The sequence below is a fragment of the Nocardioides sp. Z38_18 genome, from assembly GCF_058215695.1.
The window spans coordinates 992,295-1,018,539 of record NZ_JBZAJE010000001.1; the positions used below are offsets into that span (position 1 = coordinate 992,295).

A 26,245-nucleotide genomic window follows, 5' to 3' on the forward strand; every position below is an offset into this window, starting at 1 on the left:
TGGTGCGAAGTGGAGGGACCTGGCGGTCAACGGGTTCACAGAGCAGGGGTGAGGGGAGCAGCAGATGTTCTCCGGCACCTACACCCCGAAGCTCGACGACAAGGGCCGCGTGATCCTCCCGGCGAAGTTCCGAGACGAGATGAAGGAGGGCCTGGTGATCACCAGAGGTCAAGAACGCGCCCTCGACATCCGCACCAAGGCCGACTTCGACGCGTTCAGCGAGAAGTTCCGCAACGCCTCGCAGACCGACGCCCGCCTGCGCGCCTACGGCCGGATGCTCTTCGCACTGGCCTCCGAGCAGGTCCCCGACAAGCAGGGCCGGGTCACCATCACCCCCGAGCTGCGGCAGTACGCCGGCCTCGACCGTGACGCCGTGGTGATCGGGGTCTTCGACCGCATCGAGGTCTGGGAGCCGAGCTCGTGGGCCACCTACACGGCCGACCAGGAACAGGCCTTCGCCAACCTCCAGGAAGAGATCTTCCCCGGCTTCTAGAGGAAGGGACCCCGGTCCCGACGCACAGCACGGACAACTCAACAACGGTGATCGCAGGGCGAGGCTCGCGTCCGCTCCTCCCACTGACCCCTCTGACGCACCTTCCCCGGTGTCAGATGGGTCGCCCCTCCAACCGGGGGTCGAGCGGACGGGAACCTGGCCCTGCGATCCCCGAAGCACCACCGCATCCAGCAGTCACGCAGCACGAGCAGGGCAACCTAGGGGTCGAATCTCATGAGCAGCACCGTCACACCCTCCCGTCGGGTCAGGCACGAGGTGCGCGACTCGCTCGCCGTGATGCTCTTCTCCGCCGTCGCCTCCTGCGGCCTCGCACTGCTCCTGATGCTCGTCGTCCGGCTCGGGAACTAGAGCCCCTCGCCATGACCACTCCCGCCCACGTCCCGGTGCTCCTCGACCGGGTCGTCGCCCTGCTGGCGCCCGCGCTCCAGCACCCGGGCGCCGTCTTCGTCGACGCGACGCTCGGCCTCGGCGGCCACTCCGAGGCGGTGCTCGACCGGTGCCCCGAGGCACGCCTGGTCGGCATCGACCGCGACGAGCACGCCCTCGAGCTCGCCGGCGGCCGCCTCGCCCGGTTCGAGGGCCGGACCACCCTGGTGCACGCGGTGTACGACGAGATCCCCGACGTGCTCGAGGAGCTGGGGATCCCCGCCGCCGACGGCATCCTGTTCGACCTCGGCGTCTCCTCGATGCAGCTCGACGTCCGTGAGCGCGGCTTCGCCTACGCCGAGGACGCGCCGCTGGACATGCGGATGGACGACACCCAGGGCCCCACGGCCGCCGACGTGCTGAACACCTACCCCGCCAAGGAGCTCGCCCGGATCCTGCGCAGCTACGGCGAGGAGAAGTTCTCCCGCCAGATCGCCCGCGCGATCGTGCAGGCCCGCGAGACCGAGCCGTTCACCCGCTCCGCGCGGCTCGTCGAGCTGCTCCGCGACACGATCCCGGCCCCGGCCCGGCGTACGGGCGGGCACCCGGCGAAGCGCACCTTCCAGGCGCTGCGGATCGAGGTCAACGACGAGCTCGGCACCCTGCGGCGCGCGATCCCCGCAGCGATCGCCTCCGTCGGCGTCGGCGGGCGCGTCGTGGTGGAGAGCTACCAGTCGCTCGAGGACCGCCTGGTCAAGCAGGCCTTCGCAGCGGGCACCACCTCGCGGGTGCCCCACGACCTGCCCGTCGTACCGGCCGGCCACGAGCCGCCCCTGCGCAACCTCACCCGCGGGGCCGAGAAGGCCTCCGCCACCGAGATCGAGGACAACCCGCGCGCAGCCTCCGTCCGGCTGCGCGCCGTCGAACGCGTCAACAACAACCCGGGGGTCACCGCCGCATGAGCACCTTGATCAACTCTGCCAGGGCCGGCGCCCGCAACCGGGTCCCGCGCTTCGCCGAGGCGGCCGTGGAGCGGGCCCGCCTGACCGTGGTGCCGCCGCGCCGCCAGCTCGGCCGCAGCCAGGCCGCTCGTACGCCGTTCGCCGTGCTCGTGCTGCTGATGCTGGCCGGGGGAGTGGTCGGCCTGCTGATGTTCAACACCCACATGCAGCAGTCCTCCTTCAAGGCCACCGCCCTGCAGAACCAGGTCAACGAGCTCACCGCCAAGAAGCAGTCGCTGGACATGGAGCTCGACGGGCTGCGCGACCCGCAGAGCCTCGCCGTGTCCGCGAAGCGCCTCGGGATGGTGGCTCCGGCCCAGCCCGCGTTCGTGCAGCTCTCCGACGGCCGCGTGCTCGGCACCCCGACCCCGGCGACCCTCGACGGAGCGGTGCGGGTGAACCCGATGCCCGCGGAGCTGCCCGACTCCCTGAAGCCGAGGAAGATCTTCGTCCGGCCCGAGGTGGCCCAGCCCGTCCAGGCAGGCGCTGCGGGCACTTCGCGGGGCGACACCCCTCGCGCCTCCACCAACGAGACCCGCGAGAACGATAGGAAGAAGGCCAACAACCAGGCCAACTCCGGAGCATCTCGTTGACACCTCCCCAGCGCGCTCGGTCGGCCAACCAGCGTGGCGAGACCCGACTGCGGCTGAGGGTCGGGATGGTGCTGATCGCCATGCTGCTCTCGCTGTTCGGGGCACGCCTGTTCCAGCTCCAGGGCATCGACTCCAAGGCCTACGCGGCGCGTGCGGCCGAGTCCGGGGTGGTCACCATCGACCTGCCTGCCAAGCGCGGACGGATCCTGGACCGCAACGGCGTCCCGCTCGCGGAGTCGGTGGCCGGGATGATGATCGTCGCGGACCCCACGCGCACCACCCCGAACGCCGAGGCGATCGCCAAGATCCTCGCTGAGCGGCTCGACCTCGACTACTTCGACCTGCTCGCCAAGCTGACCAAGACCGACGACAAGACCCGGTTCGTCTACGTGGCCCGGCGGATCCCCTCCACCCTGGCCAGCAGCGTGATGGAGGAGCTGCGCAAGCACGAGTACGCCGGCGTCGACACCCGTTCCGACCCGCTGCGCACCTACCCGGCGGGCGACGTGGCGGCGAACCTCGTCGGCCTCGTCGGCGACGGTGGCGTCCCGCTGGCCGGGTTCGAGCTCAACTTCGACAAGCTGCTCGCCGGCAAGGACGGCAAGGAGACCTACGAGGTCGGCGGCGGCAACCGCCTCCCGCTGGGTGAGAACAGCCAGGTCAAGCCGGTCGACGGCCAGGACCTCGCGCTGACCATCGACCGCGACGTGCAGTGGTACAGCCAGCGGCTGATCCGCCAGGCCGTCGAGCAGGCCCAGGCCAAGTCCGGCGCCGCCGTGGTGATGGACTCGCGCACCGGCGAGGTGCTCGCCCTGGCCGACTACCCGACCTACGACCCCAACAAGCCGGCGAAGGTGGGCAAGGGACTGCTCACCAGCAAGGCGCTCGGCGACGTCTACGAGCCGGGCTCGGTGGAGAAGGTGCTCACGGCCGCGGCCCTGATCGACGCGGGCAAGCTGAGCCCCACGACCAAGATCAAGGTGCCCAAGGAGCTCCCGGTCCTCGACCGCACGATCGGCGACTGGTTCGACCACGGCCAGCTCAACCTCACTCTCGCCGGGGTGATCGCCCGCAGCTCCAACATCGGCACGGCACTCGCCGCGATGGAGTTCACGCCCCAGGAGATGCACTCCTACCTCGACAAGTTCGGCCTCGGGCGGCGTACCGGCGTCGGCATCCCGTTCGAGAGCCGCGCGCTGCTCCCGGCCGCCGAGAACTGGTCCGAGCTCACCCGCGCCCAGATCGCGTTCGGGCAGGGCCTCTCGGTCAACGTCCTGCAGATGGCCTCGGCCGTCAACGCCCTGGCCAACGGCGGCGAGCTGGTCTCGCCCAGCCTGGTCGAGGGGCAGGCGTCCACGGCCAACGGGGAGTCGGTCGGCACGGCCACCACCACCCGCAGCCGCGTGGTGAGCCCGCAGGCCGCCCGCCAGACGGCCGAGATGATGGAGCTCGTCACCACCCCGGAGGTCGGCACCGCGCCGGGCGCCGGGATCGAGGGCTACCGCGTCGCAGGCAAGACCGGCACCGCCCAGCAGGCCGGGGGCGAGTGCAACTGCTACCGCGACGGCGGCACGGCGGTCTCCTTCGGCGGCTTCGCCCCGGCGGACAAGCCCCGCTTCACCGTCTACGTCGTGATCAAGGGCCCCCGGGCCGGCGCCAGCGGCGGCGGCACGGCCGGCCCCGTGTTCCGCAAGCTGCTCACCTACGTCCTGCAGAAGTACGCCGTACCTCCGACCGCGACGCCACCCTCGACGCTGCCCACCATGTGGGGTCGTCAGGCCGTGCTGGCCGAACGGGCCGCACAGGCCGGTCGATAGCCTCGAGTGGTGGCAGAACCCCATGACGCGCGACACCACGTCGTGAGTCCGACCGATCTCACCCGCCCGACGCGTCCTCCGCGGACCTCGTTGCGCCAGGTCAGCGACTGGGTCGGCGGCGAGCTCCGCACCGGTGGCGACGACAGTGCGAACCCCGGCGCGGACACCGTGGTGACCGGCCTGTGCCTGAGCTCGCAGCGGGTCCGGCCCGGTGATCTCTACGCCGCGCTCCCGGGCAGCCGGGCCCACGGCGCGCGGTTCGCCGCGGACGCGGTGGCCGCCGGGGCGGTCGCCGTGCTCACCGACGCCGAGGGCGCCGCGCTCATCGGGGACGCCGGCGTGCCCCTGGTGGTGCTCGAGGACCCCCGCTCGGTCCTCGGGGTGCTGGGGGCCCACCTCTACGCCGACCCGGCCCGGTCGCTGACGATGCTGGCGGTCACGGGCACCCAGGGCAAGACCACCACCACCCGGCTCCTCGAGGGCGGGCTGGGCGCCGCCGGGATCCCCGCGGCCGTGATCGGCACCGTGGGCACCCGCATCGGTGGCCGCGACGTGAAGACCGCCCTGACCACCCCGGAGGCACCGGACCTGCACGCCCTGTTCGCCGTGATGGTCGAGCAGGGGGTCGGCGTGTGCACCATGGAGGTCTCCAGCCACGCGCTGGTGATGGGCCGGGTCGCCGGAGTGGTCTTCGACGTCTCCGCGTTCCTCAACCTCGGCCGCGACCACCTCGACTTCCACGCCGACGTCGAGGAGTACTTCGCCGCGAAGGCCTCGCTGTTCACCCCCGCCCGGACCCGTCGCGGGCTGACCAACGTCGACGACGCCTTCGGTCGCCGGCTTCTGGAGGAGGCCACCGTGCCGATGGCCACGTTCTCGCCTTCCGGGGCGCCCGCGGACTGGCGCGCGGAGGAGGTCGAGCTCGGCCGGGCGGGTTCACGGTTCACCGTGGTCACCCCCGACGGCGACCGGGTCGAGGCCGCGGTGCCGTTGCCCGGTGACTTCAACGTGGCCAACGCGCTGTGCGCGATCGCGCTCGCCGGCGAGGCCGGCCTGGACCCACGGCTGGTCGCGGACGGGATCGCCCGCAGCGGCGGGGTCCCGGGCCGGCTGGAGCCGGTCGACGCGGGCCAGGACTTCCTCGCGGTCGTCGACTACGCGCACAAGCCGGACGCGGTGGAGGCCGCGCTGAACGCGCTGCGGCCGCTGACCGCAGGCCGGCTGGTGCTGGTGATCGGCGCCGGGGGCGACCGGGACACGGGCAAGCGCCCCCTGATGGGCGAGATCGGTGCCCGGTTGGCCGACGTGCTCGTCGTCACCGACGACAACCCCCGCAGCGAGGACCCCGCCGCCATCCGGGCCGCCGTGCTCGCCGGTGTCGACCGCGACAGCACCACCGCCGAGATCCTCGAGATCGGCGACCGTCGTACGGCGATCCGGCAGGCCGTCTCGATGGCCTCCGCGGGCGACACCGTCGTGATCGCGGGCAAGGGGCACGAGACCGGGCAGGAGATCGACGGCGTGGTGCACCCCTTCGACGACCGTGCCGAGCTGCTCTCCGAGCTGCAGGCCCTCGCGCACGCCGGGGGAGAGCGATGATCCGGCTCACCCTGGGGGAGATCGCCCGGATCGTCGGCGGCGAGGTCGTCGACGGTCCCGAGGACCTCGAGGTCACCGGCCCCGCCTTCCTGGACAGCCGGACCCCCGAGCCCGGCGGCCTGTTCGTCGCCTTCGCCGGCGAGCACGTGGACGGCCACGACTACGCGCCCGGCGCCGTCCAGGGCGGTGCCGCGGCCGTGCTCGGCACCGGGGCGACCGGCGTGCCGACGGTGCTCGTCACCGACGCGCAGCACGCGCTCCAGGCGCTGGCCCGGGAGGTGCTGGTGCGGCTGCGCCGGGCCGGTCCGCAGCTGTTGGTGATCGCGCTCACCGGATCCCAGGGCAAGACGACCGTCAAGGACATGCTGGCCCGGGTGCTCGCGGCCGCCGGTGCCACGGTGGCCACCACGGGCTCGTTCAACAACGAGCTGGGCCTCCCGCTGACCGTGCTCCGCGCCGACGAGCACACCCGCTTCCTCGTCCTCGAGATGGGCGCGCGCGGAGTGGGCCACCTCGCCGAGCTGTGCTCGATCGCCCCACCCGACATCTCGATGGTGCTCAACGTTGGCAAGGCCCACATCGGCGAGTTCGGCTCCCAGGAGCGGATCGCCCTGGCCAAGGGCGAGGTGGTGGAGGCGCTGCCGCCCACCGGGGCAGCGGTGCTCAACCTCGACGACCCGTTCGTGTCCGCGATGACCTCGCGCACCCGGGCCACGGTGTGGACCTTCGGGCGCTCCGAGGGGGCCGACGTCAGGCTCGCCGGCGTCGAGGTCGACGACCTGGGCCGGGCGTCCTTCGACCTGGTCCATGCAGGAGACTCCGAGCACGTCTCGCTGCGCCTGCTCGGCGAGCACCAGGCGATGAACGCGGCCGCAGCGGCTGCCGCTGCGCTCGCGGCCGGTCTCACGCTCGCGGAGGTGGCGACCACCCTGCGCGCCGTCGAGCGGCTCTCGAGGTGGCGGATGGAGCTGCACGAGCGGGCCGACGGCCTGGCCGTGCTCAACGACGCCTACAACGCCAACCCCGACTCGATGCGTGCCGCGCTGGAGACCCTGGCCCGGATGGGCCGCGGGGCCGGGCGCCGCACGGTCGCGGTGCTGGGGGAGATGCGCGAGCTCGGCGGCGACGCCGAGGAGGAGCACCGGCAGGTCGGCCTGCTCGCCGACAGGCTCGGCATCGACGTCGTCGTCGTGGTCGGAGCCGGCGCCGGAGGCATCCACGAAGCGCTCGTCGAGGCCCGTGGCGAGGGGGAGGCGACGCGCCAGGTGGAGACCACGGCACAGGCCGCGGAGTGGCTGCGCGAGAATGTGGCGGGTCCCGACGTCGTCCTCGTGAAGGCGTCGCGGGGCGAGCGGCTGGAACGGGTCGCGGACATGCTCATCGAGGCGGAAGGGGGGTCGGTGAGTTGAGAGCGATCCTGCTGGCCGGCGGCCTGTCCCTGGTGCTCACCCTGATCGGGACCAGGTACGCCATCCGGGTCCTCTCCGAGCGGGGCTACGGCCAGCTGATCCGCGACGACGGTCCGACCACGCACCACACCAAGCGCGGCACGCCCACCACGGGCGGGCTGGTGATCATCCTCGCCTCGGTGGCCAGCTACTTCATCGCGACCTTCGTCACCGGGAACAGGCCCAGCGCCTCGGCGCTGCTGCTGCTCTTCCTGTTCGTGGGGCTGGGCACGGTCGGCTTCCTCGACGACTACATCAAGATCTCGCGGCAGCGCAGCCTCGGCCTGCGCAGCCGGGCCAAGTTCATCGGACAGACGTTCGTGGCCCTGGTCTTCGGCGCCCTCGCGATCTCACCCTGGCTCGAGGACGACCGGTTCCGGACGCCCGCCGGGCACGCGATCTCGTTCATCCGGGAGCCGCGTGACCTGGTCCTGCCCTCGGTCGTGCTGGTGCTGTTCATCTGGGTGATGATCGCCGGTGCCAGCAACGCGGTGAACCTCACCGACGGGCTCGACGGGCTGGCCGCCGGGGCGTCGGTGATGACCTTCGGGGCCTACACGATCGTCAACATCTGGCAGAACAACCAGTGGTGCGGGCGCGACGCCGGGCCCAAGTGCTACGACGTGCGCGACCCGCTCGACCTCGCCGTGGTCGCGGCGGCCATCACCGGGGCGTGTTTCGGCTTCCTGTGGTGGAACGCGTCCCCGGCCAAGATCTTCATGGGCGACACCGGCTCGCTCGCCCTGGGCGGGGCGCTCGCGGGCTTCGCCGTGCTCACCCGCACCGAGCTCCTCCTGGTCCTGCTCGGCGGGCTGTTCGTGATCCAGACGCTCTCGGTGATCCTCCAGGTGGGCTACTTCAAGGCCACCAAGGGCAAACGGCTGTTCCGGATGGCACCACTGCACCACCACTTCGAGATGCTCGGGTGGGAGGAGATCACCGTGGTGATCCGGTTCTGGCTGATTGCCGGCATCTTCGTCGCCGCCGGGCTCGGGGTCTTCTACGGGGAGTGGGTCGCCGGGGTATGACCACGGTGATCGACTCCCTGGGCCGCACCAGCGACTGGAGCGGCGTCCGGGTCGTGGTGGCCGGCTTCGGGGTCTCCGGGTACGCCGCCGCGGACAACCTGACCTTCCTGGGTGCCCAGGTGACCGCGCTCGACGAGTCCGAGGCAGGGGACCGGCGCGAGCGCGCCGACCTGCTCAACAGCCTGGGAGCCACCGTGCTGCTGGGACCCGGGTCGACTGCGACCCTGCCCGACGAGGTGGACCTGGTGGTCACCTCACCCGGCTGGTCACCCTCGGCCCCGCTGCTCGCGCAGGCGCGGGAGCGCGAGATCCCGGTCTGGGGCGAGGTCGAGCTGGCCTGGCGGCTGCGCGACCCGGCCCGTCCGGCGCCGTGGCTGGCCGTGACCGGCACCAACGGCAAGACCACGACCGTGCAGATGCTCGAGGCGATGCTGCGCGCGGACGGCCTGCGCACCGTGGCGTGCGGCAACGTCGGCCTGCCGATCGTGGAGGCCGTGATGGACCCGGAGCCCTACGACGTCCTCGCCGTGGAGCTCTCCAGCTTCCAGCTGCACTACACCTCCTCGATGAAGGCGCAGTCCGCCGCCGTGCTCAACGTCGCGGAGGACCACCTCGACTGGTACCCCGGCGAGGACGGCATGACGGCGTACGCCGCCGACAAGGGCCGGATCTACGAAGGCGTCGAGCGCGCCTGCGTCTACAACGTCGCCGACCCGGTCACCGAGCAGCTGGTCCGGGACGCGGACGTGACCGAGGGGGCCCGGGCGATCGGGTTCACCCTGGGCACCCCCACGGTCGGGATGGTGGGCCTGGTCGACGACGTGCTCGCGGACCGCGCGTTCGTGGAGGACCGCGAGAACTCCGCGGCCGAGCTCGCCACGCTCGCGGACCTCGCCAGCAACGCCCCCCACTACGTGGCCAACGCGCTGGCAGCCGCCGCGCTCGCCCGCTCCCACGGGGTCTCCGCCGCCGCCGTGCGCCGCGCGCTGCGGGAGTTCCGCCCCGACGGCCACCGCATCGCCGAGGTGGCCGTGCTCGACGAGGTCACCTGGGTCGACGACTCCAAGGCCACCAACCCGCACGCGGCCCTGGCCTCGCTCCAGGCCTACGAGCACGTGGTCTGGATCGCGGGGGGACTGGCCAAGGGAGCGAGCTTCGACGACCTGGTCGTCCGCGTCCGCGACCGGCTGCGCGGAGTGGTGCTGCTCGGTCGCGACGCCGGTGTGATCCGGGCGGCGCTTTCGCGACACGCGCCCGATGTGCCCGTGATCGAAGTGACCGACGGCGAGACTGAACACGGAGAACCCATGGACCGCGTCGTCGCCGGGGCGGCGAGCCTGGCTCGTCCCGGAGACACGGTGCTGCTGGCACCGGGATGCGCCTCCATGGACATGTTCGCCAATTACGGCGCCCGCGGTGATGCCTTCGTGGCGGCGGTGCAACGCAGGCAGGACTGACGGCGAGGAGGAGGAACTGTGAGCGTCACGAGTCAGACGCGGAACACCTCCGGGACCGGGTGGATCGGCCAGAAGGTCGCTGCGCTGCGCGCCAACATGGAACGGCCGCTGACGTCGTACTACCTGCTGCTCGGCGGCGCCACGATGCTGCTCGCGATCGGGCTGATGATGGTGCTCAGCTCCTCCAGTGTCTACTCCTACCGGGTCCACGACAGCAGCTACCACATCTTCCTCAAGCAGCTGACCTGGGTGATGATCGGCCTGCCCGCGGCCTGGGTCGCCAGCCGGATGAACCGCCGGTTGCTGCGCCTGCTGGCCTGGCCCTCGGTGCTGCTGGCGGTGGTGCTGCTCGCGCTGACCCAGACCAGCCTCGGCTTCGAGGTCAACGGCAACCGCAACTGGCTCGCGCTCGGCCCGTTGACGATCCAGCCCTCCGAGGTCGCCAAGCTCTCCATCATCTTGTGGTCGGCCGACGTCTACGCCAAGAAGGAGCGGCTGCTCGCCAAGCCGGTGCACGCGCTGCTCCCGGTGGCGCCCGTCGTCGCGATGATCTCGCTGCTCGTGGTCGTGCAGCGCGACCTCGGCACGGCGCTGGTGCTGTTCGCGCTGCTGCTCGGGCTGCTGTGGGTGGTCGGCCTCCCTGCCCGGCTGTTCGGCATCGCGCTCTCGCTGGTGGGGGTGGTCGCGTTCTACCTCGCGGCCTCCAACCCCGAGCGGCGCGAGCGGCTGCTGAGCTTCATCGATCCGTTCAAGGACTTCCAGGGCTCGGGCTGGCAGGCCGGGCACGGCCTGCTCGGGATGGCCAGCGGCGGCATCTTCGGCAAGGGCCTCTCCGCCAGCCAGCAGAAGTGGGGCAGCCTCCCCGAGGCGCACACCGACTTCATCTTCGCGGTGCTGGGCGAGGAGCTCGGGCTGGTCGGCACCCTGCTGGTGCTGGTCCTGTTCGGGGCGATCGCGTACGCCGCGATCCGGCTGGCGATCAACACCGAGGACCCCTTCGTCCGCTACTTCACCGCGGGTGTCACCATCTGGCTGATGTCCCAGATGCTCATCAACGTCGGCATGGTGCTCACGTTGCTCCCCGTGATCGGCATTCCGCTCCCGCTCGTCTCCTACGGCGGCTCCGCGCTGGTGCCCTCGCTGGTGGCGCTCGGCCTGCTCGTCGGGTTCGCGCGTGCGGAGCCGGAGGCGGCCGCCGCTCTCCAGGCCCGGCACGGGGCCCGCAGGGGCAAGGGCCGCCCCGGCGGCACGTTCCCGGGTGCGACCTCTGCGGGCAGCGCCCGCTCGAGGCGTCCTTGATGGTTCCCCACCAGTCTCCGCCGCGGGTCCTGCTGGCCGGCGGCGGCAGTGCCGGCCACACCTCGCCGCTGCTCGCCACCGCCGACGCCCTGCGCCGGATCCACCCCGACATCGAGATCACCGCCCTCGGCACCGCCCGAGGGCTCGAGACCCGCGTGGTCCCCGAGGCGGGCTACGCCCTCGAGCTGATCCCCCCGGTGCCGCTGCCCCGGCGGCTCAACCGCGACCTGCTCTCGACCCCGAACCGGCTGCGCGCAGCGCGGCTGGCGGCGCTGGAGGTCGTCGACCGGCTCCGTCCCGACGTGGTGGTCGGGTTCGGCGGCTACGTCTCGGTGCCGGCCTACCTCGCCGCCCGCAAGCGCAGGCTCCCGCTCGTGGTCCACGAGGGCAACGCGCTCCCCGGGATCGCCAACAAGCTCGGGGCCCGGTTCACCGAGCACGTCGCGACCAGCTTCCCCGGCACCGACCTCCCGCACGCCCGCTACCTCGGGCTGCCCGTACGCCGGATGATCAGCACCCTGGACCGGGCTGCCCTGCGCGACCAGGCCCGTGAGTTCTTCGGCCTCGACCCCGACCGGCCGACGCTGCTGGTCACCGGCGGCTCCCAGGGGGCCCGCCGGCTGAACCAGTCGGTGGCCGCGGCCGCGCCCGCGTTCGCCGCCGCCGGGGTGCAGGTGCTGCACATCGTGGGGCCGAAGGGCGAGGCGTCCCCCGAGGTCACGGCCGGCGGCCCGGCGTACGTCATCGAGGCGTTCGTGAGCCGGATGGACCTGGCCTACGCCGCTGCCGACGCGGTGCTGTGCCGCTCGGGGAGCAACACCGTGACCGAGGTCTCCGGGGTGGGCCTGCCCGCGATCTACGTCCCGCTGCCGATCGGCAACGGCGAGCAGGCGCTCAACGCCCGCCCGGTGGTCGACGCCGGCGGCGGGCTGCTGGTCTCCGACGCCGCCCTGACGCCCGAGTGGGTCCGCAGCGAGGTCCCCGGCCTGCTCACCGACCCCGCCCGGCTGGCAGCGATGTCGGCCGCCGCCCGCGACGTGATCCCGCTCGACGCCGACGACAAGCTGGCCGAGATGATCCTGCAGGCCGCCGCCGAGCGGGGGCCGAACAGATGAGGGTCCCCGTCCCCGACGTCCTGCTGCCCGCCGACCAGCTCGGCAGGGTCCACTTCGTCGGCATCGGCGGCGCCGGGCTCTCCGGCATCGCCCGGATCATGCTCGCCCGGGGCATCGAGGTCTCGGGCAGCGACGCCAAGGAGTCCCGCACGCTGGAGGCCCTGCGCGCGCTCGGGGCCACCTGTCACGTGGGCCACGACGCGGCCAACCTCGGCTCCGCCGAGACCGTCGTGGTCTCCACCGCGGTGCGGGAGACGAACCCGGAGGTGGTCGAGGCCACCCGCCGCGGGCTCCGGCTGCTGCCGCGCTCGGCCGCCCTGGAGTCGGTGATGCAGGGACGCACGGTGGTGGCGGTCGCGGGCACCCACGGCAAGACCACGACCACCTCGCTGCTCACCGTGGCGCTGCAGCACTGCGGCGCGGACCCCTCGTTCGCGATCGGCGGGGACCTGAACGAGACCGGCTCCAACGCCCACGACGGCAGCGGTGACCTGTTCGTCGCCGAGGCCGACGAGAGCGACGGCGCCTTCCTCGTCTACTCGCCGTACGCGGCCCTGGTCACCAACGTCGAGGCCGACCACCTCGACAACTACGGCACCGAGGAGAACTACCGGGCCGCGTTCGACACCTTCGTCGACCGGGTCTCGCCCGAGGGGTTCATGGTCGTGTGCGCCGACGACCCCGGCGCCGACGCGCTGGGCCGCACCGCGGTGGCCCGTGGGCGCACGGTCGTCCGCGTGGGCGAGAGCGCCGACGCCGAGGTCCGCGCCGAGGGCGTGCGCTTCGAGGGCGCCACGTCGACGTTCACCGTGGTGGACCGCGGCGTACGCCTTGGCGACATCACCCTGCAGATCCCCGGTCGCCACTACGTGCTGGACGCACTCGCCGCCCTGGCCTGCGGCCTGCGCCTCGGTTTCGACTTCGCCGACCTGGCCCGCGGACTGGCCGCGTTCAGCGGCACCCGGCGGCGGATGGAGCTCAAGGGCGAGGCCGGCGGCGTACGCGTCTACGACAGCTATGCCCACCACCCCAACGAGATCCGCGGGGACCTCCAGGCGGCTCGCTCGCTGGCGGGGGAGGGCCGCGTGGTGGTGGCCTTCCAGCCGCACATGGTCTCGCGGACCCGCATCTTCGGCCACGACATGGGGGTGGCGCTCGGGGCCGCGGACGAGGTCGTGGTGATGGACGTCTACGTCGCGCGAGAGGAGCCCGAGCCGGGGGTGAGCGGCGCCCTGGTGGCGGCCGCCGTACCCCTCGCGCCGGAGCACGTTGTCTTCGAGCCCTCCTGGTCGGCCACGGCCGGCCACCTGGTCGCCCGCTCCCGCCCGGGCGACGTGGTGCTCACCCTCGGTGCCGGCGACGTCACCCTGCTCGGTCCCGAGGTGCTGGGGCTCCTCACGGAGCGGGGCGCACAGGACGACGATGTCTGACCGGTCCAGCCGGCTCAAGCGCCGCGGTCGCACCGCACCCCCGCCGTCGGCGGGTCCCGACGAGGAGACGGTGCGGATCGCCAGCAAGGACTTCCGCAGGCGCCGGCGTGCCGGCCTGTGGCGCCGGGTGCGGATGGTCCTGATCGCGCTGGTCGTGGTCGGTCTCGTCTCGGGAGCCGTCTGGGTGGTGTTCTTCTCCAGCCACCTCACCGCTCGCACCGTGGAGGTCAGCGGCACCAGGACCCTGGGCGACGCCCGGATCGAGCGCAGCGCCGAGGTGCCGATCGGGACGCCGCTCGCGCGCGTGGACCTCGACGCGGTCCGCGCCCGGGTGGAGTCGCTGGCCGCCGTACGCCGCGCCGAGGTGTCCCGCAGCTGGCCCGACGCCGTGCACATCGAGGTCACCGAGCGGACCCCGGTCGCGGTGATCGACCGCGGCAGCGGGCTGAGGTCCATGGACGCCGAGGGCGTGGTCTTCGGCGCGCACACCCGGCGCCCGGCCGACCTGCCGCTGGTCCGTACCGAGCCGGACACCGAGGGCGAGGCCCTCGCCGAGGCGGGCCTGGTGATCGAGGCGCTGCCGGCCTCGGTCGCCCAGCGCGTCGACGTCGTCGAGGTGTCCTCGGTGGACGAGATCGGGCTGGTGCTGGGCAACGGTCGCCGCGTGGTGTGGGGGAGTGCCGAGCAGTCGGAGCAGAAGGCCGAGGTGCTCGCCGTGCTCCTGGAGCGACCCAGTCGGCAGATCGACGTCTCGGTCCCCGGGCGGCCCACCACCCGCTGACCGACGCCACCGGAATTCTTTTTTCTGGTGGCGCGTCCGCGTGTTGCGCGGGTCCGCGGGACCCGTCCACCTACCTTGTTCTAACTACCTCAGGTTGACATAACATTAACCCTCTACTTCAGGGTTAGGGTTTTTCAGGCCAGAGCACTTCCCCAGATACATCCGTCGCCGCTCTGCAGTCGGGCAGGGTGGCAAGCACATGAGAGGCAACGCCGTGGCAGCACCCCAGAACTACCTGGCCGTCATCAAGGTCGTGGGTATTGGTGGAGGTGGAGTCAACGCCGTCAACCGGATGATCGAGGTCGGGCTGAAGGGCGTCGAGTTCATCGCCATCAACACAGATGCACAGGCCCTGTTGATGAGCGACGCCGATGTCAAGCTCGACATCGGTCGAGAGCTGACCCGTGGGCTCGGTGCCGGCGCGAACCCCGACGTGGGTGCGCAGGCCGCCGAGGACCACGGTGAGGAGATCGAAGAGGTGCTCAAGGGCGCCGACATGGTCTTCGTGACCGCGGGCGAGGGCGGCGGCACGGGCACCGGTGGCGCCCCGGTCGTGGCCAAGATCGCCCGGTCGCTGGGAGCGCTGACGATCGGTGTCGTGACCCGGCCGTTCGCCTTCGAGGGCCGCCGTCGCGCCACCTCCGCGGAGGAGGGGATCGCCTCGCTCCGCGAGGAGGTCGACACCCTGATCGTGATCCCCAACGACAAGCTGTTGATGATCTCGGACCGCAACGTGAGCATGCTGGACGCCTTCAAGCAGGCCGACCAGGTCCTGCTGCAGGGTGTCTCCGGCATCACCGACCTGATCACCACCCCCGGCCTGATCAACCTCGACTTCGCCGACGTCAAGTCGGTGATGTCCAACGCCGGCTCGGCGCTGATGGGCATCGGCTCCGCGCGTGGTGAGAACCGCGCGGTGGAGGCCGCGGAGCTGGCCGTGTCCAGCCCGCTGCTCGAGGAGTCGATCGACGGCGCCCAGGGTGTCCTGCTCTCGATCGCCGGTGGCTCCGACCTCGGCCTGTTCGAGATCAACGAGGCGGCCGCCATGGTCGCCGACGCGGTGCACGTCGACGCCAACATCATCTTCGGCGCGACGATCGACGACGCGCTCGGTGACGAGGTGCGGGTGACCGTGATCGCTGCCGGGTTCGAGGGTGGCCGGCCCAAGCGCCGCGACGAGGGGCAGTCCCTGCGGCCGCGTCCGGCCCAGACCCCGAAGCCGCAGAGCCAGGAGGAGACCCGGGCAGCCGCCCGGGCCATCGCCGAGCAGCGCCGGACCAGCGAGCCGGCGGCCCCCCGCCGGGAGCCGGTCACGGTGGGGGCGCCCTCCGGCCAGTCGGCGAGCCCGTCGGGGAGCGGGAGCCAGCAGGGAAGCCAGTTCGGCGGCCAGCGTGCCCCCGAGTCGGCTGCCGGGTCCGCGCCGCAGCGGCCCGCACAGTCGTCGCGTCCCACCTTCGACGACGACGAGCTCGACGTCCCCGACTTCTTGAAGTAGGGAACAGCCCGCTCGGATGTACTCCCACCGCAGCAGCACCGGCCCCGTCGACCTGGCGTTCACCGACAGGTACGACGGGGTCAGTGCTGTGCCCTTCGACAGCCTGAACCTCGCCATCACCGGCGACGACGACCCGCAGGCCAGGCAGCGCAACACCGACCTGCTCGTCGGCGACTTCGCCCCCGGGGCCGAGCTCGCCGACATGGACCAGGTGCACGGCAACACCGTGGTGGAGGCCGCCGGTCCCCAGTCGCAAGCCCAGTCGCAACCCCAGTCGCAGCCCCAGTCACGGCCCCAGTGCGACGCCCTGGTCACCGGCCGGGCCGACACCGTCCTGATGGTGCGCGTCGCCGACTGCGTGCCGGTGCTGCTCGCCGATCCGGAAGCGGGCGTGATCGGGGCCGCGCACGCCGGTCGCCAGGGCGTGGCGGCGGGCGTGGTGGCCGCCTGCGTGGAGCAGATGTGGGTGCTCGGCGCCCGCGAGGTGCAGGCGTGGGTGGGGCCGCACATCTGCGGCCGCTGCTACGAGGTGCCGGCCGACCTGCAGGCCGAGGTCGCCGCCATCGAGCCGGCCACCGCCTCCACGACGTCGTGGGGCACGCCCGCGCTCGACCTCGGTGCGGGGGTGCGGGCCCAGCTGGAACGGCTCGAGGTGACGGTCCGTGACCTCTCCCGGTGCACCCTGGAGTCACCGGACCTCTACTCCTACCGTCGCGACGGCAGGAGCTCGGGCCGGATGGCCGGCCTGATCCGGAGGAGAGCATGAGCAACGAAGGCAACGAAGGCAACGTGCAGCGCCGCGAGGAGCTCGCGCAACGTCTGGGCGTGGTCCGGGAGCGGATCGAGCAGGCGTGCGCCGACGCCGGGCGCAGGCCTGCGGAGACCACCCTGGTGGTGGTGACCAAGTTCTTCCCCGCCTCCGACGTCGCCCTGCTGGCCGATCTCGGGGTGCGGCACGTCGGTGAGAATCGTCACCAGGAGGCCGTCGAGAAGGCGGCTCAGTGTGCCGGGGTCGACGTGCGCTGGCACTTCATCGGCGGGCTGCAGAGCAACAAGGCGGCCGCGGTGGCCGGCTACGCCGACGTCGTCGAGTCGGTGGACCGCGCCAAGCTCATCAGCGGCCTCGGCCGGGGTGCCCGCGAACGCGGCTCCGACCTCGACTGCCTGGTCCAGGTCAGCCTGGACCCGCCCGAGGCGCAGGGGCGTGCCGGCGCGCCGGTCGCCGAGGTTCCCGCGCTGGTGGAGCGGATCCTGGGCACCGAGGGCCTCCGGCTGCGCGGTGTGATGGGGGTCGCACCGCTGGACGGCGACCCCCGCGAGGCGTTCGCCAGGCTGCGCGAGACCGCCGACGTCGTACGCCGGGAAGCGCCGGAGGCGACGTGGATCTCCGCGGGGATGAGCGGCGACTTCGAGCAGGCGATCGCGGAGGGTGCGACACACCTGCGGATCGGCTCTGCGGTGCTCGGTCCGCGCCCCACGGTCAAGTAGTGTCCGAAGTGCCGTCAGAACAGTGACGACGGCACACAGCTCCACGAGAAGCAGAGGAAACCAAACGAATGAGCGCGATGCGGAAGATGGGCGTCTACCTCGGACTCCTCGAGGACGCGGACGGTACCTACGCCGACGCCGACAGCGAGTACGACGAGCCCGCGCGTCGCACCGAGCCCCGTGCCGAGTCCCGCCCCGAGCGTGAGCCGGCGCGTCCGGTCGCCAACCTCTCCGAGCGTCGCCGCCCGGTGCGCGAGGCCGAGGTCGCGCAGCCGACGAGCACGGTCTCGCCGCTGTCCCGGATCACCACGCTGCACCCGCGCACCTACAACGAGGCGCGCGTGATCGGCGAGAACTTCCGCGACGGTGTCCCGGTGATCATGAACCTCTCCGAGATGGACGACACCGACGCCAAGCGGCTCGTGGACTTCGCCGCCGGCCTGGTCTTCTCGGTCCGCGGCACGATCGAGCGCGTCACCAACAAGGTGTTCCTGCTCTCCCCGCCCAACGTCTCGGTGACGGCGGAGGACAAGCAGCGCATCGCCGAAGGCGGATTCTTCAACCAGAGCTGACCTAGGCTCCTCACGTGGTCATCATCGGCACGGTCATCGACACGATCCTGTTCGTGTTCATCGCTCTGCTCTTCGTGCGTCTCATCGTGGACTGGATCCAGATGTTCGCGCGCTCATGGACTCCGCACGGCCCGGTCCTGGTGGCGCTCGAGGGCGTCTACTCGGTCACGGACCCACCCGTGAAGGCACTGCGCAAGGTGCTCCCGCCGCTGCGCCTCGGCGGCGTGGCGATCGACCTGAGCTTCCTCGCCGTGCTGCTGATCTGCTACATCCTCAAGGCCCTCAACAGCGCCATCCTGCTGAGCTGAGCAGGCACTGCAAGGGCACCGGAAAGTGGGCCCAGCGGGGTCGCACCCGGTCCCCGGCTGCCTCGGCGGTGACCACCGGAACAGGTGCTCGGACTCGGATCGGTGCCGGACAAGTTATGGTTCAGGCGCAACAAACCGATGGCCCGACGAACGAGGATCAGGTGAGTTCATGCCGTTGACGCCCGAGGACGTGAGCAACAAGCGTTTTACCCCCGTGCGGCTCCGCGAGGGTTACGACATGAGCGAGGTCGACCAGTTCCTCGACGAGGTCGAGGCCGAGCTGGAGCGTCTGCTCAAGGAGAGCGCCGACCTCCGGTCCCAGCTCGTCGCCGCAGGAGTCGAGGTCACGGACCCGGTCGAGGCCGCCCCGGCCGACGACGCAGCGGCCGAGAAGCCGGCGATCGCCGTGGTGCCCGAGACCCCCGAGACCCCCGAGCCCGCCGTCGCGGCCGCGGAGGAGCCCCCCGCCGAGACGATCAAGGTCGTCACCGCCGCCGAGGCGTCCTCGGCCGCGCTGCGCCTCCTCGAGCTCGCCACCCGCAACGCCGACGAGGTGGTGGCCGAGGCCAAGGAGGAGGCCTCCCAGATCCTGGTCGCCGCCCGGGGCCAGGCCGACCAGCTCGAGCAGGAGGCCCGTGCCCGGGCCCAGAACCTCGACTCCGAGACCGAGACCCGCCGGGTGACCCTGCTCGGGGAGCTCGAGCAGGAGAAGGTGCACCTCGACGAGGAGGTCGACACCCTGCGCGCCTTCGAGCGCGAGTACCGCAGCCGGCTGAAGAGCTACTTCACCGAGCAGCTCCAGGCCCTCGACGCGAGTGGCAGCGACGACCTCGGTGGTGGCGCGGCCCCGCCGCGCCGGCTGAGCTCGCTGCTGGACAAGGACAAGGACGGGTCCACGACGAAGGTCGACGCCGACCTCGACGGAGACCCCGTCGCGGGCGGCCCGGGGCCCAAGGGCGACCAGGGCTGAATCGGCCCCACCTGCACCACGGCCGCAGCTGCAGCCGAGCAAGTCCGTACGAGGGGCGTCGCGCCTGCGACGCCCCTCGTCGCGTCCTCAGACGCGCTGGACGCTGAAGGCCAGTCCGAGCTCGGCGTCGCGGTGCTCGAGGGCCTCGGGATCCGAGCTCTCCAGGATCCCCGAGGCCAGCACCTCCTCGGCGATCAGGTCGCCGTGCTCGGCCATGGCCGCGGCGAGCTCCGCGTCCCCGGAGTCGAGCGCCGCCCAGGAGACGGTGATCCGGTCGGAGACCTCGAACCCGGTCCCCTTGCGGGCCTCCTGGATCATCCGCACCACCTCACGGGCCAGTCCGGCCCGGCGCAGCTCCGCGGTGATCTCGAGGTCGAGGGCCACGGTCTCACCCTGCTCGTTGACCACCGACCAGCCCTCGCGGGGGCGTTCGGAGACGATCACCTCGTCGCTGGTCACCTCCACCGGCGCACCGTCGAGGTCGACGGTGGCCACGCCGTCGGCGGCGAGCGCTGCAGCCAGCGCCTCGGCGTCGGCGGCCGCGATCGCGGCCGCCACCCGCGGGGTGTCCTTGGCGAACCGCTTGCCCAGGGCGCGGAAGTTGCCCTTCGCCGTGTGGTCGACCAGGTCGGCGCCGGCGGCCGAGAGCGGCTCCAGGCCGCCGATGTTCAGCTCCTCGGCCACCTCGGCGCGCAGCTCGGGGCTGAGCCGGTCGTAGGCAGCTGATGCGACCAGGGCGCGCCGCAGCGGCTGCCGGGTCTTCATCTTGGCCTCCGCGCGTGCGGCCCGACCGAGCTCGACCAGTCGCCGCACCAGCTTCATCGAGCCGGTCAGCTCGGCGTCCACGAGTGCGGGGTCCTGGGTGGGCCACTGGGAGAGGTGCACCGAGACCGGCAGGTCCGACTCGGTCGTTGCGAACATGTCGCCCCACACCCGCTCGGTGATGAACGGCGCCATCGGCGACATCAGCTGGGTGGTGATCCGCAGGCACTCGTGCAGCGTCGCGAAGGCTGCGGGGTCGCCGTTCCAGAACCGCCGGCGGGAGCGCCGTACGTACCAGTTCGACAGGTCGTCGACGTACGCCGAGAGCAGCGACCCGGCGCGCTGGGTGTCGAAGTTCTCCATCGCGGTGGTCACCTCGCCCACCAGGCGGTGGGCCTCCGAGAGCGCCCACCGGTCCAGCACGGGCCGCTCCGCGGGCGGGGGCACCGTCCCGCCGGGCGTCCAGTCGGCGAGGTTGGCGTAGAGCACGTGGAAGGCCACGGTGTTCCAGTAGGTCAGCAGCACCTTGCGGACCGTCTCCTGGATCGTGGTGTGCCCGACGCGACGCGCCGCCCACGGGGAGCCTCCGGCCGCCATGAACCAGCGGACCGCGTCTGCTCCGTGCTCCTCCATCAGCGGGATCGGCTCGAGGATGTTGCCGAGGTGCTTGGACATCTTGCGCCCGTCCTCGGCCAGGATGTGGCCCAGGCAGAGCACGTTGCGGTACGACGACTCGTCGAAGACCAGCGTCCCGACGGCCATCAGGGTGTAGAACCAGCCGCGGGTCTGGTCGATCGCCTCGCAGATGAAGTCGGCGGGGTAGGCCTGCTCGAGCATCTGCTCCGAGCCCTCGACGTGGGGGTAGCCCCACTGCGCGAACGGCATCGACCCGGAGTCGAACCACGCGTCGATCACCTCGGGCACCCGTCGGGCCTGCTGGCCGCAGGTCGGGCACGCGAAGACGACCTCGTCGATGAACGGCCGGTGCGGGTCGAGCCCGGACTGGTCGGTGCCGGTCAGGCCGGAGAGCTCCTCGAGCGAGCCGATGCAGGTCTGGTGCCCCTCCTCGCAGCGCCAGATCGGCAGCGGCGTACCCCAGTAGCGGCTTCGCGAGAGCGCCCAGTCGATGTTGTTCTCCAGCCAGTCGCCGTAGCGGCCGTGCTTGATCGTCGAGGGGTACCAGCTGGTCTTCTCGTTCTCCCGGAGCAGGGCGTCCTTGATCTGGGTGGTGCGGACGTACCAGGAGGGCTGGGCGTAGTACATCAGCGCGGTGTGGCAGCGCCAGCAGTGCGGATAGCTGTGCTCGTAAGGCACGTGCCGGAACATCAGGCCACGCGACTCGAGGTCGCGCACCAGGTCGGCGTCCGCGTGCTTGAAGAACTGGCCGCCGACCAGGGGGATGTCCTGGGCGAAGTGGCCGTCGGAGCCGACGGGTACGACGATCGGCAGCCCGTAGGAGCGGCACACCTCCATGTCGTCGGCGCCGAAGGCGGGGGACTGGTGCACCAGGCCGGTGCCGTCCTCGGTGGTGACGTAGTCGGCCAGCACGACCAGGTGGGGCGCGGTGGCGCCCTCCTCGACCGCCGGGAACTCGACCAGCTCGAAGGGCCGCTGGTAGGTCCAGCGCTCCATCTCCGCACCGGTCACCGTGGCCTCCACGGTCCAGCCTTCGCCCAGAGCGGCCCCGACGAGGGGCTCGGCCACCACGAGGCGCTCGGTGCCGTCGGTGGCCAGGACGTAGGTGACGTCGGGCCGCACCGCCACGGCGGTGTTCGACACCAGGGTCCAGGGGGTGGTGGTCCACACCAGCAGGGCGGCGCCGCGCTCGGCCCACGGACCGGAGGTCAGCGGGAACCGGACGTAGACGCTGGGGTCGGTGACGGTCTCGTAGCCCTGGGCGACCTCGTGGTCGGAGAGGCCGGTCTCGTCGCGCGGGCAGTACGGCGCCACGCGGTAGTCCTCGACCAGCAGCCCCTTGCCGTGGATCTGCTTCAGGGCCCACCACACCGACTGGACGTACTCGGAGTCCATCGTCCGGTAGGGCTGGCGCATGTCGAGCCAGCAGCCCATCCGGTCGGTCATCTGCTCCCAGAGGTCGACATGGCGCTGAACCGACTCGCGGCAGCGTTCGTTGAACTCCGCGATGCCGAACGCCTCGATGTCGGCCTTGCCGGAGAAGCCGAGCTCCTTCTCCACGGCGAGCTCGACGGGCAGGCCGTGGCAGTCCCAGCCGCCCTTGCGGTTCACCTGGTAGCCCTGCATCGTCTTGAAGCGGGGGAAGACGTCCTTGAACGTGCGGGACTCGATGTGGTGGGTGCCGGGGCGGCCGTTGGCCGTGGGCGGGCCCTCGTAGAAGGTCCAGGTCTCCGCGCCGGCGTTGCGCGCCACGGACTTCTCGAAGACCTGTTCCTGGTTCCAGAAGTCCAGCACGCCGGACTCGAGCTCAGGCAGGTCGACCTGCGGGGGGACGGGGCGGTACGCGCTCACGGCTGTCCTTCGTCTTCGGGTCGGTGCTCTCGTATCGAACCGAAGGGACGAGGAGCGGCGTACGCCGTGCCCCGCGGTACCACCCTCCTTGGCCGGCGCCACCTGCTCGCCGACCCACTTCATGGGCGACCCGGCTGGGTCTCACCGCAGCTGGTTCTAGTCCGGGACGACCCGAGCAGCCGTCCGCGTTTCTTCCAGCGGCTCCGGGGTGATGTCACCGGCTGCCGTGCCACCGGGCTCACACCATCCCCGGCTCGCTCGTGGCCGTGCAACCGGGTCCTTGGTCCCTTCCACGCCTTGCGGTGGGTCCAGTGTGCCAGAACTGTGGGAGAGTTCTACGACCCTGGTGGCCGGCGCTGCCGGACGACCAGGTTGAAGGGCTTGAACCAGCAACATATCCTCTGCCAGCACGTATGACGCAGCTCATATCCATCACCCGGTAGGGGGCAGGTCGAGCCATGGCACCAGCGAGCAGGAAGTCCCTGACCCGGCTCGCGGGCGCCGCAGCGCGCAAGGTGGTGGGTCGTGGAGCCGCGGCAGCGGAGGCCGCGGCACCGGCGGTCTCGACGGCGAAGAACGGCACGGCGAAGAAGGCCGCCAAGAAGAACGGCACGACGAAGAAGTCCCCCACGAAGACCAGCGCGGCGACGAACGGCACGGCCAAGAAGGCCGTCGCCAAGAAGGCCCCCGCGAAGAAGAGCCCGGTCGAGAAGCGGCCAGTCAAGAAGAGCACCGTGAGCAAGAGCCCGACGAAGAAGGCCCCGGCCAAGAAGATGCCGGCGAAGAAGCTGTCGGCGAAGACGAAAGTGGAGAAGGCCGTGACCCCTAAGAGCGCAGCGCGTACGACGGCGCCGGCGACCACAGGATCGGCGATGCCGACCGACCTGGTGGTCCTCGAGCAGGAGGACCCCTGGACCAAGACCGAGCTCAAGGAGGTCCGCGTCCAGCTCGACGACGACGTGAAGCGGCTCACCAGCGAGCTCGCCGAGGTCGAGGAAGACCTCGCCGGCATGATCGCGAACTCCGGCGAGGGCGCCGGCAACGACCAGGCAGACGTCGGCTCGGCCTCCTTCGAGCGTGACCAGGAGATGGTCATCGTCAACAACGCCCGCGACATGCTCGAGCAGTCCCAGCACGCCCTGCACCGGATCACCGACGGCAGCTACGGACAGTGCGAGGACTGCGGGAACGCGATCGGCAAGAACCGGTTGATGGCCTTCCCGCGCGCCACCCTGTGCCTGAGCTGCAAGCAGCGCGAGGAGCGTCGCTGAGCACCGAGGAGGACCCCCGCACGCCCACCATGCCCACCGGACCCACCGGCTCTGACGGGTCCGATGCACCCAGCGGCTCGGGCCGTCCGGGCCGCTCGGCCACCGGTCTCGCCCTGGCCGTCGCGGTGATCGCCCTGGCCGCCGACCTGCTCACCAAGCAGCTCGCGGTGCGGGAGCTGACCGGTCGGGCACCGGTGGAGGTGCTGGGCTCGTTCCTGCAGCTGCGACTGGTGCGCAACCCGGGGGCCGCCTTCAGCGCCGGCGCCTCGTTCACGCCCGTGATCACGGGTGTGGCCATCGTGGCGACGGTGGTGGTGGGCTACTACCTCCTGCGGGTCAGGTACCGGCCCTGGGCGATCGCGCTCGGGCTCCTGTTCGCAGGGGTCGTCGGCAACCTCATCGACCGGATGTTCCGGGCCCCGGGCCCGTTCCACGGCCATGTGGTCGACTTCTTCGCGCTGCCCAACTGGCCGGTGTTCAACATCGCCGACATCTGCATCAACGCCGCCGGGGTCCTGCTCGTGATCCTGCTCGTCCGCGGCATCGACCTCGACGGCAACCGCATCCCCCACGAACCACGGAAGAAGAAGCGATGACCGCCCGGAGTGGAGAGCATCGCACCGTCCACGTCCCCGAGGGGCTCGGCGGCGAGCGCGTCGACGTGGCCCTCGCCCGCATGTTCGGCATCTCCCGGAGCAAGGCGGCCGAGCTGGTCGCCCAGGCCCTCGTGCAGCTCGACGGGCACCCTGCCGCCAAGTCCGACCGGCTCGTGCCCGGCACGATGCTCGAGGTGACCTTCCCCCGCGAGGAGGACCCCCTCGACGTGGTCGCCGAGGTGGTCGAGGGGATCCGGATCATCCACGACGACGACGAGATCGTGGTCATCGACAAGCCGGTCGGGGTCGCCGTACACCCCTCGATGGGGTGGACCGGGCCGACCGTCGTGGGGCACCTGCGCGGTGCCGGCTACCAGATCGCCACCAGCGGTGCCCCCGAGCGGCAGGGGATCGTGCAGCGCCTCGACGTCGGCACCTCGGGAGTGATGGTGATCGCGAAGAGCGAGCGCGCCTACTCGGTGCTGAAGAACGCCTTCCGTCACCGGCAGGTCGACAAGACCTACCACGCCCTGGTGCAGGGGCATCCTGACCCGCTCGAGGGCACCATCGACGCGCCCATCGGGCGGCACACCAAGTCGGACTGGAAGTTCGCGGTGCGCGAGGACGGCAAGCACAGCGTCACCCACTACTCCACGCTCGAGGCGCACCGGTTCGCCAGCCTGCTGGAGGTCCACCTCGAGACCGGCCGCACCCACCAGATCCGGGTGCACATGGCCGCCCTGAAGCACCCGTGCGTCGCCGACCTGACCTACGGCGCCGACCCCACGCTCGCCCAGCGGGTCGGCCTGGAGCGGCAGTGGCTGCACGCGGTCGGGCTCGGCTTCGAGCACCCCGGCACGGGGGAGCAGGTGCACTACTCCTCGCCGTACCCCGACGACCTGGCGCAAGCCCTGGACATCCTGCGCGATGAGCGCTGAGGACCGGCCGGCGCAGCCGGCTGGGGAGGCCGTCGACGCCGACCTCGAGGACTTCGAGGACTTCGCGCTGCGTCCGGGACACCTCGAGGACCTGGACGAGCTCTGCGAGGTCTACCGCGCCTCCGCAGGCGGACCCGGCCTGCCGGAGGACGTGCGCTCCGCGGAGGAGGTCCGTGCCTGGCTCCTGGCCCTGCTCGACCTGCCCGGCCGGGAGCTGTGGGTCGCCGCACGTGAGGAGGTCCTCCTCGGGTTCGTGCTGATCGAGGACGAGTGGATCGACCTGCTCTACGTCCATCCCGAGCGCCCGGCGGCCGGCGTGGGCGCCGCCCTCCTGGACCTGGTCAAGGGCCTGCGACCGCGCGGCTTCGGGCTCAGGGTGCACCGGGCCAACACCCGCGCCCGGGCCTTCTACGCCAGGCGCGGGCTGGTCGAGCTCGAGCACACCGACGGCAGCAGCTACCCCGACGGCACTCCCGACGTGGCCATGGCCTGGCCGGGCGAGGAGCCGCTGGCCTACCTGCGCGGCCGCATCGACCTCGTCGACGACGAGCTCGCCGTGCTCCTGGCCCGGCGTACGGCGCTCACGGCCGCGGTGCAGGACCACAAGCTGAGCAGTGGCGCGGCCGCGGGGGAGCAGGGCCGTGACGCCGGCCGCGAGGCCGAGATCGTGGCCCGGATGGCCCGGCACGTGCCCGGGCTGGGGGCCGACCGGATCGCCCGGGTGATGCACACGATCATCGAGGAGAGCCTGGCCGCCTGGGAGGCCGGCGACCGACCCGGTGACCGGCCCGGCGAGGGGTCCCGTGACGGGTCTCACGACGGGTCCCCGGAGGCCTCCGGACCCCCCTGACCGACGCCCGTGTCCTGTCAGGGGGGCCTGTCAGGCTGACGTACGCTGACCTTCTTCCCC

At 71.7% G+C, this 26,245-nt stretch carries 24 protein-coding genes; 23 read left to right on the forward strand and 1 reads right to left on the reverse strand.

Going from position 1 to position 26,245, the window contains the following annotated elements:
- Positions 1 to 64 precede the first annotated feature (64 nt).
- The 19 genes from mraZ (at position 65) to AC4BGC_RS04765 (ending at position 19,281) form a co-directional block, all read left to right on the forward strand.
- On the forward strand, positions 65 to 493 hold the full coding sequence (mraZ, locus tag AC4BGC_RS04675) for a division/cell wall cluster transcriptional repressor MraZ (RefSeq protein WP_490545702.1): 429 nt from the start codon (positions 65 to 67) through the stop codon (positions 491 to 493).
- A 234-nt stretch (positions 494 to 727) separates the two neighbouring features.
- The gene (locus AC4BGC_RS04680; protein ID WP_490545700.1) at positions 728 to 862 is read left to right on the forward strand and encodes a hypothetical protein; all 135 of its coding nucleotides are present in this window, start codon (positions 728 to 730) and stop codon (positions 860 to 862) included.
- An 11-nt stretch (positions 863 to 873) separates the two neighbouring features.
- On the forward strand, positions 874 to 1,842 hold the full coding sequence (rsmH, locus tag AC4BGC_RS04685; RefSeq protein ID WP_490554578.1) for a 16S rRNA (cytosine(1402)-N(4))-methyltransferase RsmH: 969 nt from the start codon (positions 874 to 876) through the stop codon (positions 1,840 to 1,842).
- Positions 1,839 to 2,474 carry a cell division protein FtsL gene (gene ftsL / locus AC4BGC_RS04690; protein ID WP_490554579.1) on the forward strand — a complete coding sequence of 212 codons (636 nt, stop codon included), beginning with the start codon at positions 1,839 to 1,841 and terminating at the stop codon, positions 2,472 to 2,474. Before rsmH ends, ftsL begins: the two co-directional genes overlap by 4 nt.
- A 65-nt stretch (positions 2,475 to 2,539) precedes the next feature.
- Positions 2,540 to 4,291: a peptidoglycan D,D-transpeptidase FtsI family protein gene (locus AC4BGC_RS04695; RefSeq protein WP_490545695.1), complete on the forward strand. Its 1,752-nt coding sequence runs from the start codon at positions 2,540 to 2,542 to the stop codon at positions 4,289 to 4,291.
- A gap of 9 nt (positions 4,292 to 4,300) precedes the next feature.
- Positions 4,301 to 5,890, forward strand: coding sequence for a UDP-N-acetylmuramoyl-L-alanyl-D-glutamate--2,6-diaminopimelate ligase (locus AC4BGC_RS04700; RefSeq protein WP_490554580.1), 1,590 nt, complete (start codon positions 4,301 to 4,303; stop codon positions 5,888 to 5,890).
- Entirely contained in the window at positions 5,887 to 7,299 is a 1,413-nt protein-coding gene (locus tag AC4BGC_RS04705; RefSeq protein ID WP_490554581.1) for a UDP-N-acetylmuramoyl-tripeptide--D-alanyl-D-alanine ligase, read from the forward strand. The genes AC4BGC_RS04700 and AC4BGC_RS04705 overlap by 4 nt, the downstream gene beginning before the upstream one ends.
- Positions 7,296 to 8,366 (forward strand): phospho-N-acetylmuramoyl-pentapeptide-transferase, encoded by a 1,071-nt coding sequence (gene mraY, locus AC4BGC_RS04710; protein WP_490554583.1) that lies wholly within the window; start codon positions 7,296 to 7,298, stop codon positions 8,364 to 8,366. Before AC4BGC_RS04705 ends, mraY begins: the two co-directional genes overlap by 4 nt.
- Positions 8,348 to 9,823 carry a UDP-N-acetylmuramoyl-L-alanine--D-glutamate ligase gene (murD, locus tag AC4BGC_RS04715; RefSeq protein ID WP_490554584.1) on the forward strand — a complete coding sequence of 492 codons (1,476 nt, stop codon included), beginning with the start codon at positions 8,348 to 8,350 and terminating at the stop codon, positions 9,821 to 9,823. Before mraY ends, murD begins: the two co-directional genes overlap by 19 nt.
- 18 nt (positions 9,824 to 9,841) lie before the next feature.
- Positions 9,842 to 11,122 (forward strand): putative lipid II flippase FtsW, encoded by a 1,281-nt coding sequence (gene ftsW, locus AC4BGC_RS04720; RefSeq protein ID WP_490545688.1) that lies wholly within the window; start codon positions 9,842 to 9,844, stop codon positions 11,120 to 11,122.
- Entirely contained in the window at positions 11,122 to 12,237 is a 1,116-nt protein-coding gene (murG, locus tag AC4BGC_RS04725; RefSeq protein WP_490554586.1) for an undecaprenyldiphospho-muramoylpentapeptide beta-N-acetylglucosaminyltransferase, read from the forward strand. Before ftsW ends, murG begins: the two co-directional genes overlap by 1 nt.
- Positions 12,234 to 13,667 (forward strand): UDP-N-acetylmuramate--L-alanine ligase, encoded by a 1,434-nt coding sequence (gene murC / locus AC4BGC_RS04730; RefSeq protein ID WP_490554587.1) that lies wholly within the window; start codon positions 12,234 to 12,236, stop codon positions 13,665 to 13,667. Before murG ends, murC begins: the two co-directional genes overlap by 4 nt.
- On the forward strand, positions 13,660 to 14,448 hold the full coding sequence (locus AC4BGC_RS04735; RefSeq protein ID WP_490554588.1) for a cell division protein FtsQ/DivIB: 789 nt from the start codon (positions 13,660 to 13,662) through the stop codon (positions 14,446 to 14,448). Before murC ends, AC4BGC_RS04735 begins: the two co-directional genes overlap by 8 nt.
- A gap of 199 nt (positions 14,449 to 14,647) precedes the next feature.
- Entirely contained in the window at positions 14,648 to 15,943 is a 1,296-nt protein-coding gene (gene ftsZ, locus AC4BGC_RS04740; protein WP_490554589.1) for a cell division protein FtsZ, read from the forward strand.
- A 16-nt stretch (positions 15,944 to 15,959) separates the two neighbouring features.
- Positions 15,960 to 16,709 (forward strand): purine nucleoside phosphorylase YfiH/LACC1 family protein, encoded by a 750-nt coding sequence (locus AC4BGC_RS04745; RefSeq protein WP_490554590.1) that lies wholly within the window; start codon positions 15,960 to 15,962, stop codon positions 16,707 to 16,709.
- Positions 16,706 to 17,431 (forward strand): YggS family pyridoxal phosphate-dependent enzyme, encoded by a 726-nt coding sequence (locus AC4BGC_RS04750; RefSeq protein WP_490554591.1) that lies wholly within the window; start codon positions 16,706 to 16,708, stop codon positions 17,429 to 17,431. The genes AC4BGC_RS04745 and AC4BGC_RS04750 overlap by 4 nt, the downstream gene beginning before the upstream one ends.
- A gap of 77 nt (positions 17,432 to 17,508) precedes the next feature.
- Positions 17,509 to 18,003 (forward strand): cell division protein SepF, encoded by a 495-nt coding sequence (locus tag AC4BGC_RS04755; protein WP_490546791.1) that lies wholly within the window; start codon positions 17,509 to 17,511, stop codon positions 18,001 to 18,003.
- A 14-nt stretch (positions 18,004 to 18,017) separates the two neighbouring features.
- The gene (locus AC4BGC_RS04760) at positions 18,018 to 18,311 is read left to right on the forward strand and encodes a YggT family protein (RefSeq protein ID WP_490545675.1); all 294 of its coding nucleotides are present in this window, start codon (positions 18,018 to 18,020) and stop codon (positions 18,309 to 18,311) included.
- Between the two features lie 169 nt (positions 18,312 to 18,480).
- Positions 18,481 to 19,281: a DivIVA domain-containing protein gene (locus AC4BGC_RS04765; RefSeq protein WP_490554595.1), complete on the forward strand. Its 801-nt coding sequence runs from the start codon at positions 18,481 to 18,483 to the stop codon at positions 19,279 to 19,281.
- A gap of 87 nt (positions 19,282 to 19,368) precedes the next feature.
- Here AC4BGC_RS04765 and ileS read toward each other — a convergent pair whose 3' ends face one another.
- A complete protein-coding gene (gene ileS, locus AC4BGC_RS04770; RefSeq protein WP_490554597.1) occupies positions 19,369 to 22,530 on the reverse strand; it encodes an isoleucine--tRNA ligase in 3,162 nt (1,053 codons plus the stop codon).
- Positions 22,531 to 22,988: 458 nt separating this feature from the next.
- Between ileS and AC4BGC_RS04775 the strand changes: the two genes are divergently transcribed.
- From AC4BGC_RS04775 to AC4BGC_RS04790, 4 genes are read left to right on the forward strand one after another with little or no spacing between them, the layout of a single operon-like run.
- The gene (locus AC4BGC_RS04775; protein ID WP_490545670.1) at positions 22,989 to 23,801 is read left to right on the forward strand and encodes a TraR/DksA family transcriptional regulator; all 813 of its coding nucleotides are present in this window, start codon (positions 22,989 to 22,991) and stop codon (positions 23,799 to 23,801) included.
- A gap of 29 nt (positions 23,802 to 23,830) precedes the next feature.
- Positions 23,831 to 24,397 carry a signal peptidase II gene (gene lspA / locus AC4BGC_RS04780; protein ID WP_490545668.1) on the forward strand — a complete coding sequence of 189 codons (567 nt, stop codon included), beginning with the start codon at positions 23,831 to 23,833 and terminating at the stop codon, positions 24,395 to 24,397.
- Positions 24,394 to 25,335, forward strand: coding sequence for an RluA family pseudouridine synthase (locus AC4BGC_RS04785; protein ID WP_490545666.1), 942 nt, complete (start codon positions 24,394 to 24,396; stop codon positions 25,333 to 25,335). The genes lspA and AC4BGC_RS04785 overlap by 4 nt, the downstream gene beginning before the upstream one ends.
- Positions 25,325 to 26,185: a GNAT family N-acetyltransferase gene (locus tag AC4BGC_RS04790; protein ID WP_490554598.1), complete on the forward strand. Its 861-nt coding sequence runs from the start codon at positions 25,325 to 25,327 to the stop codon at positions 26,183 to 26,185. Before AC4BGC_RS04785 ends, AC4BGC_RS04790 begins: the two co-directional genes overlap by 11 nt.
- Positions 26,186 to 26,245 lie beyond the last annotated feature (60 nt).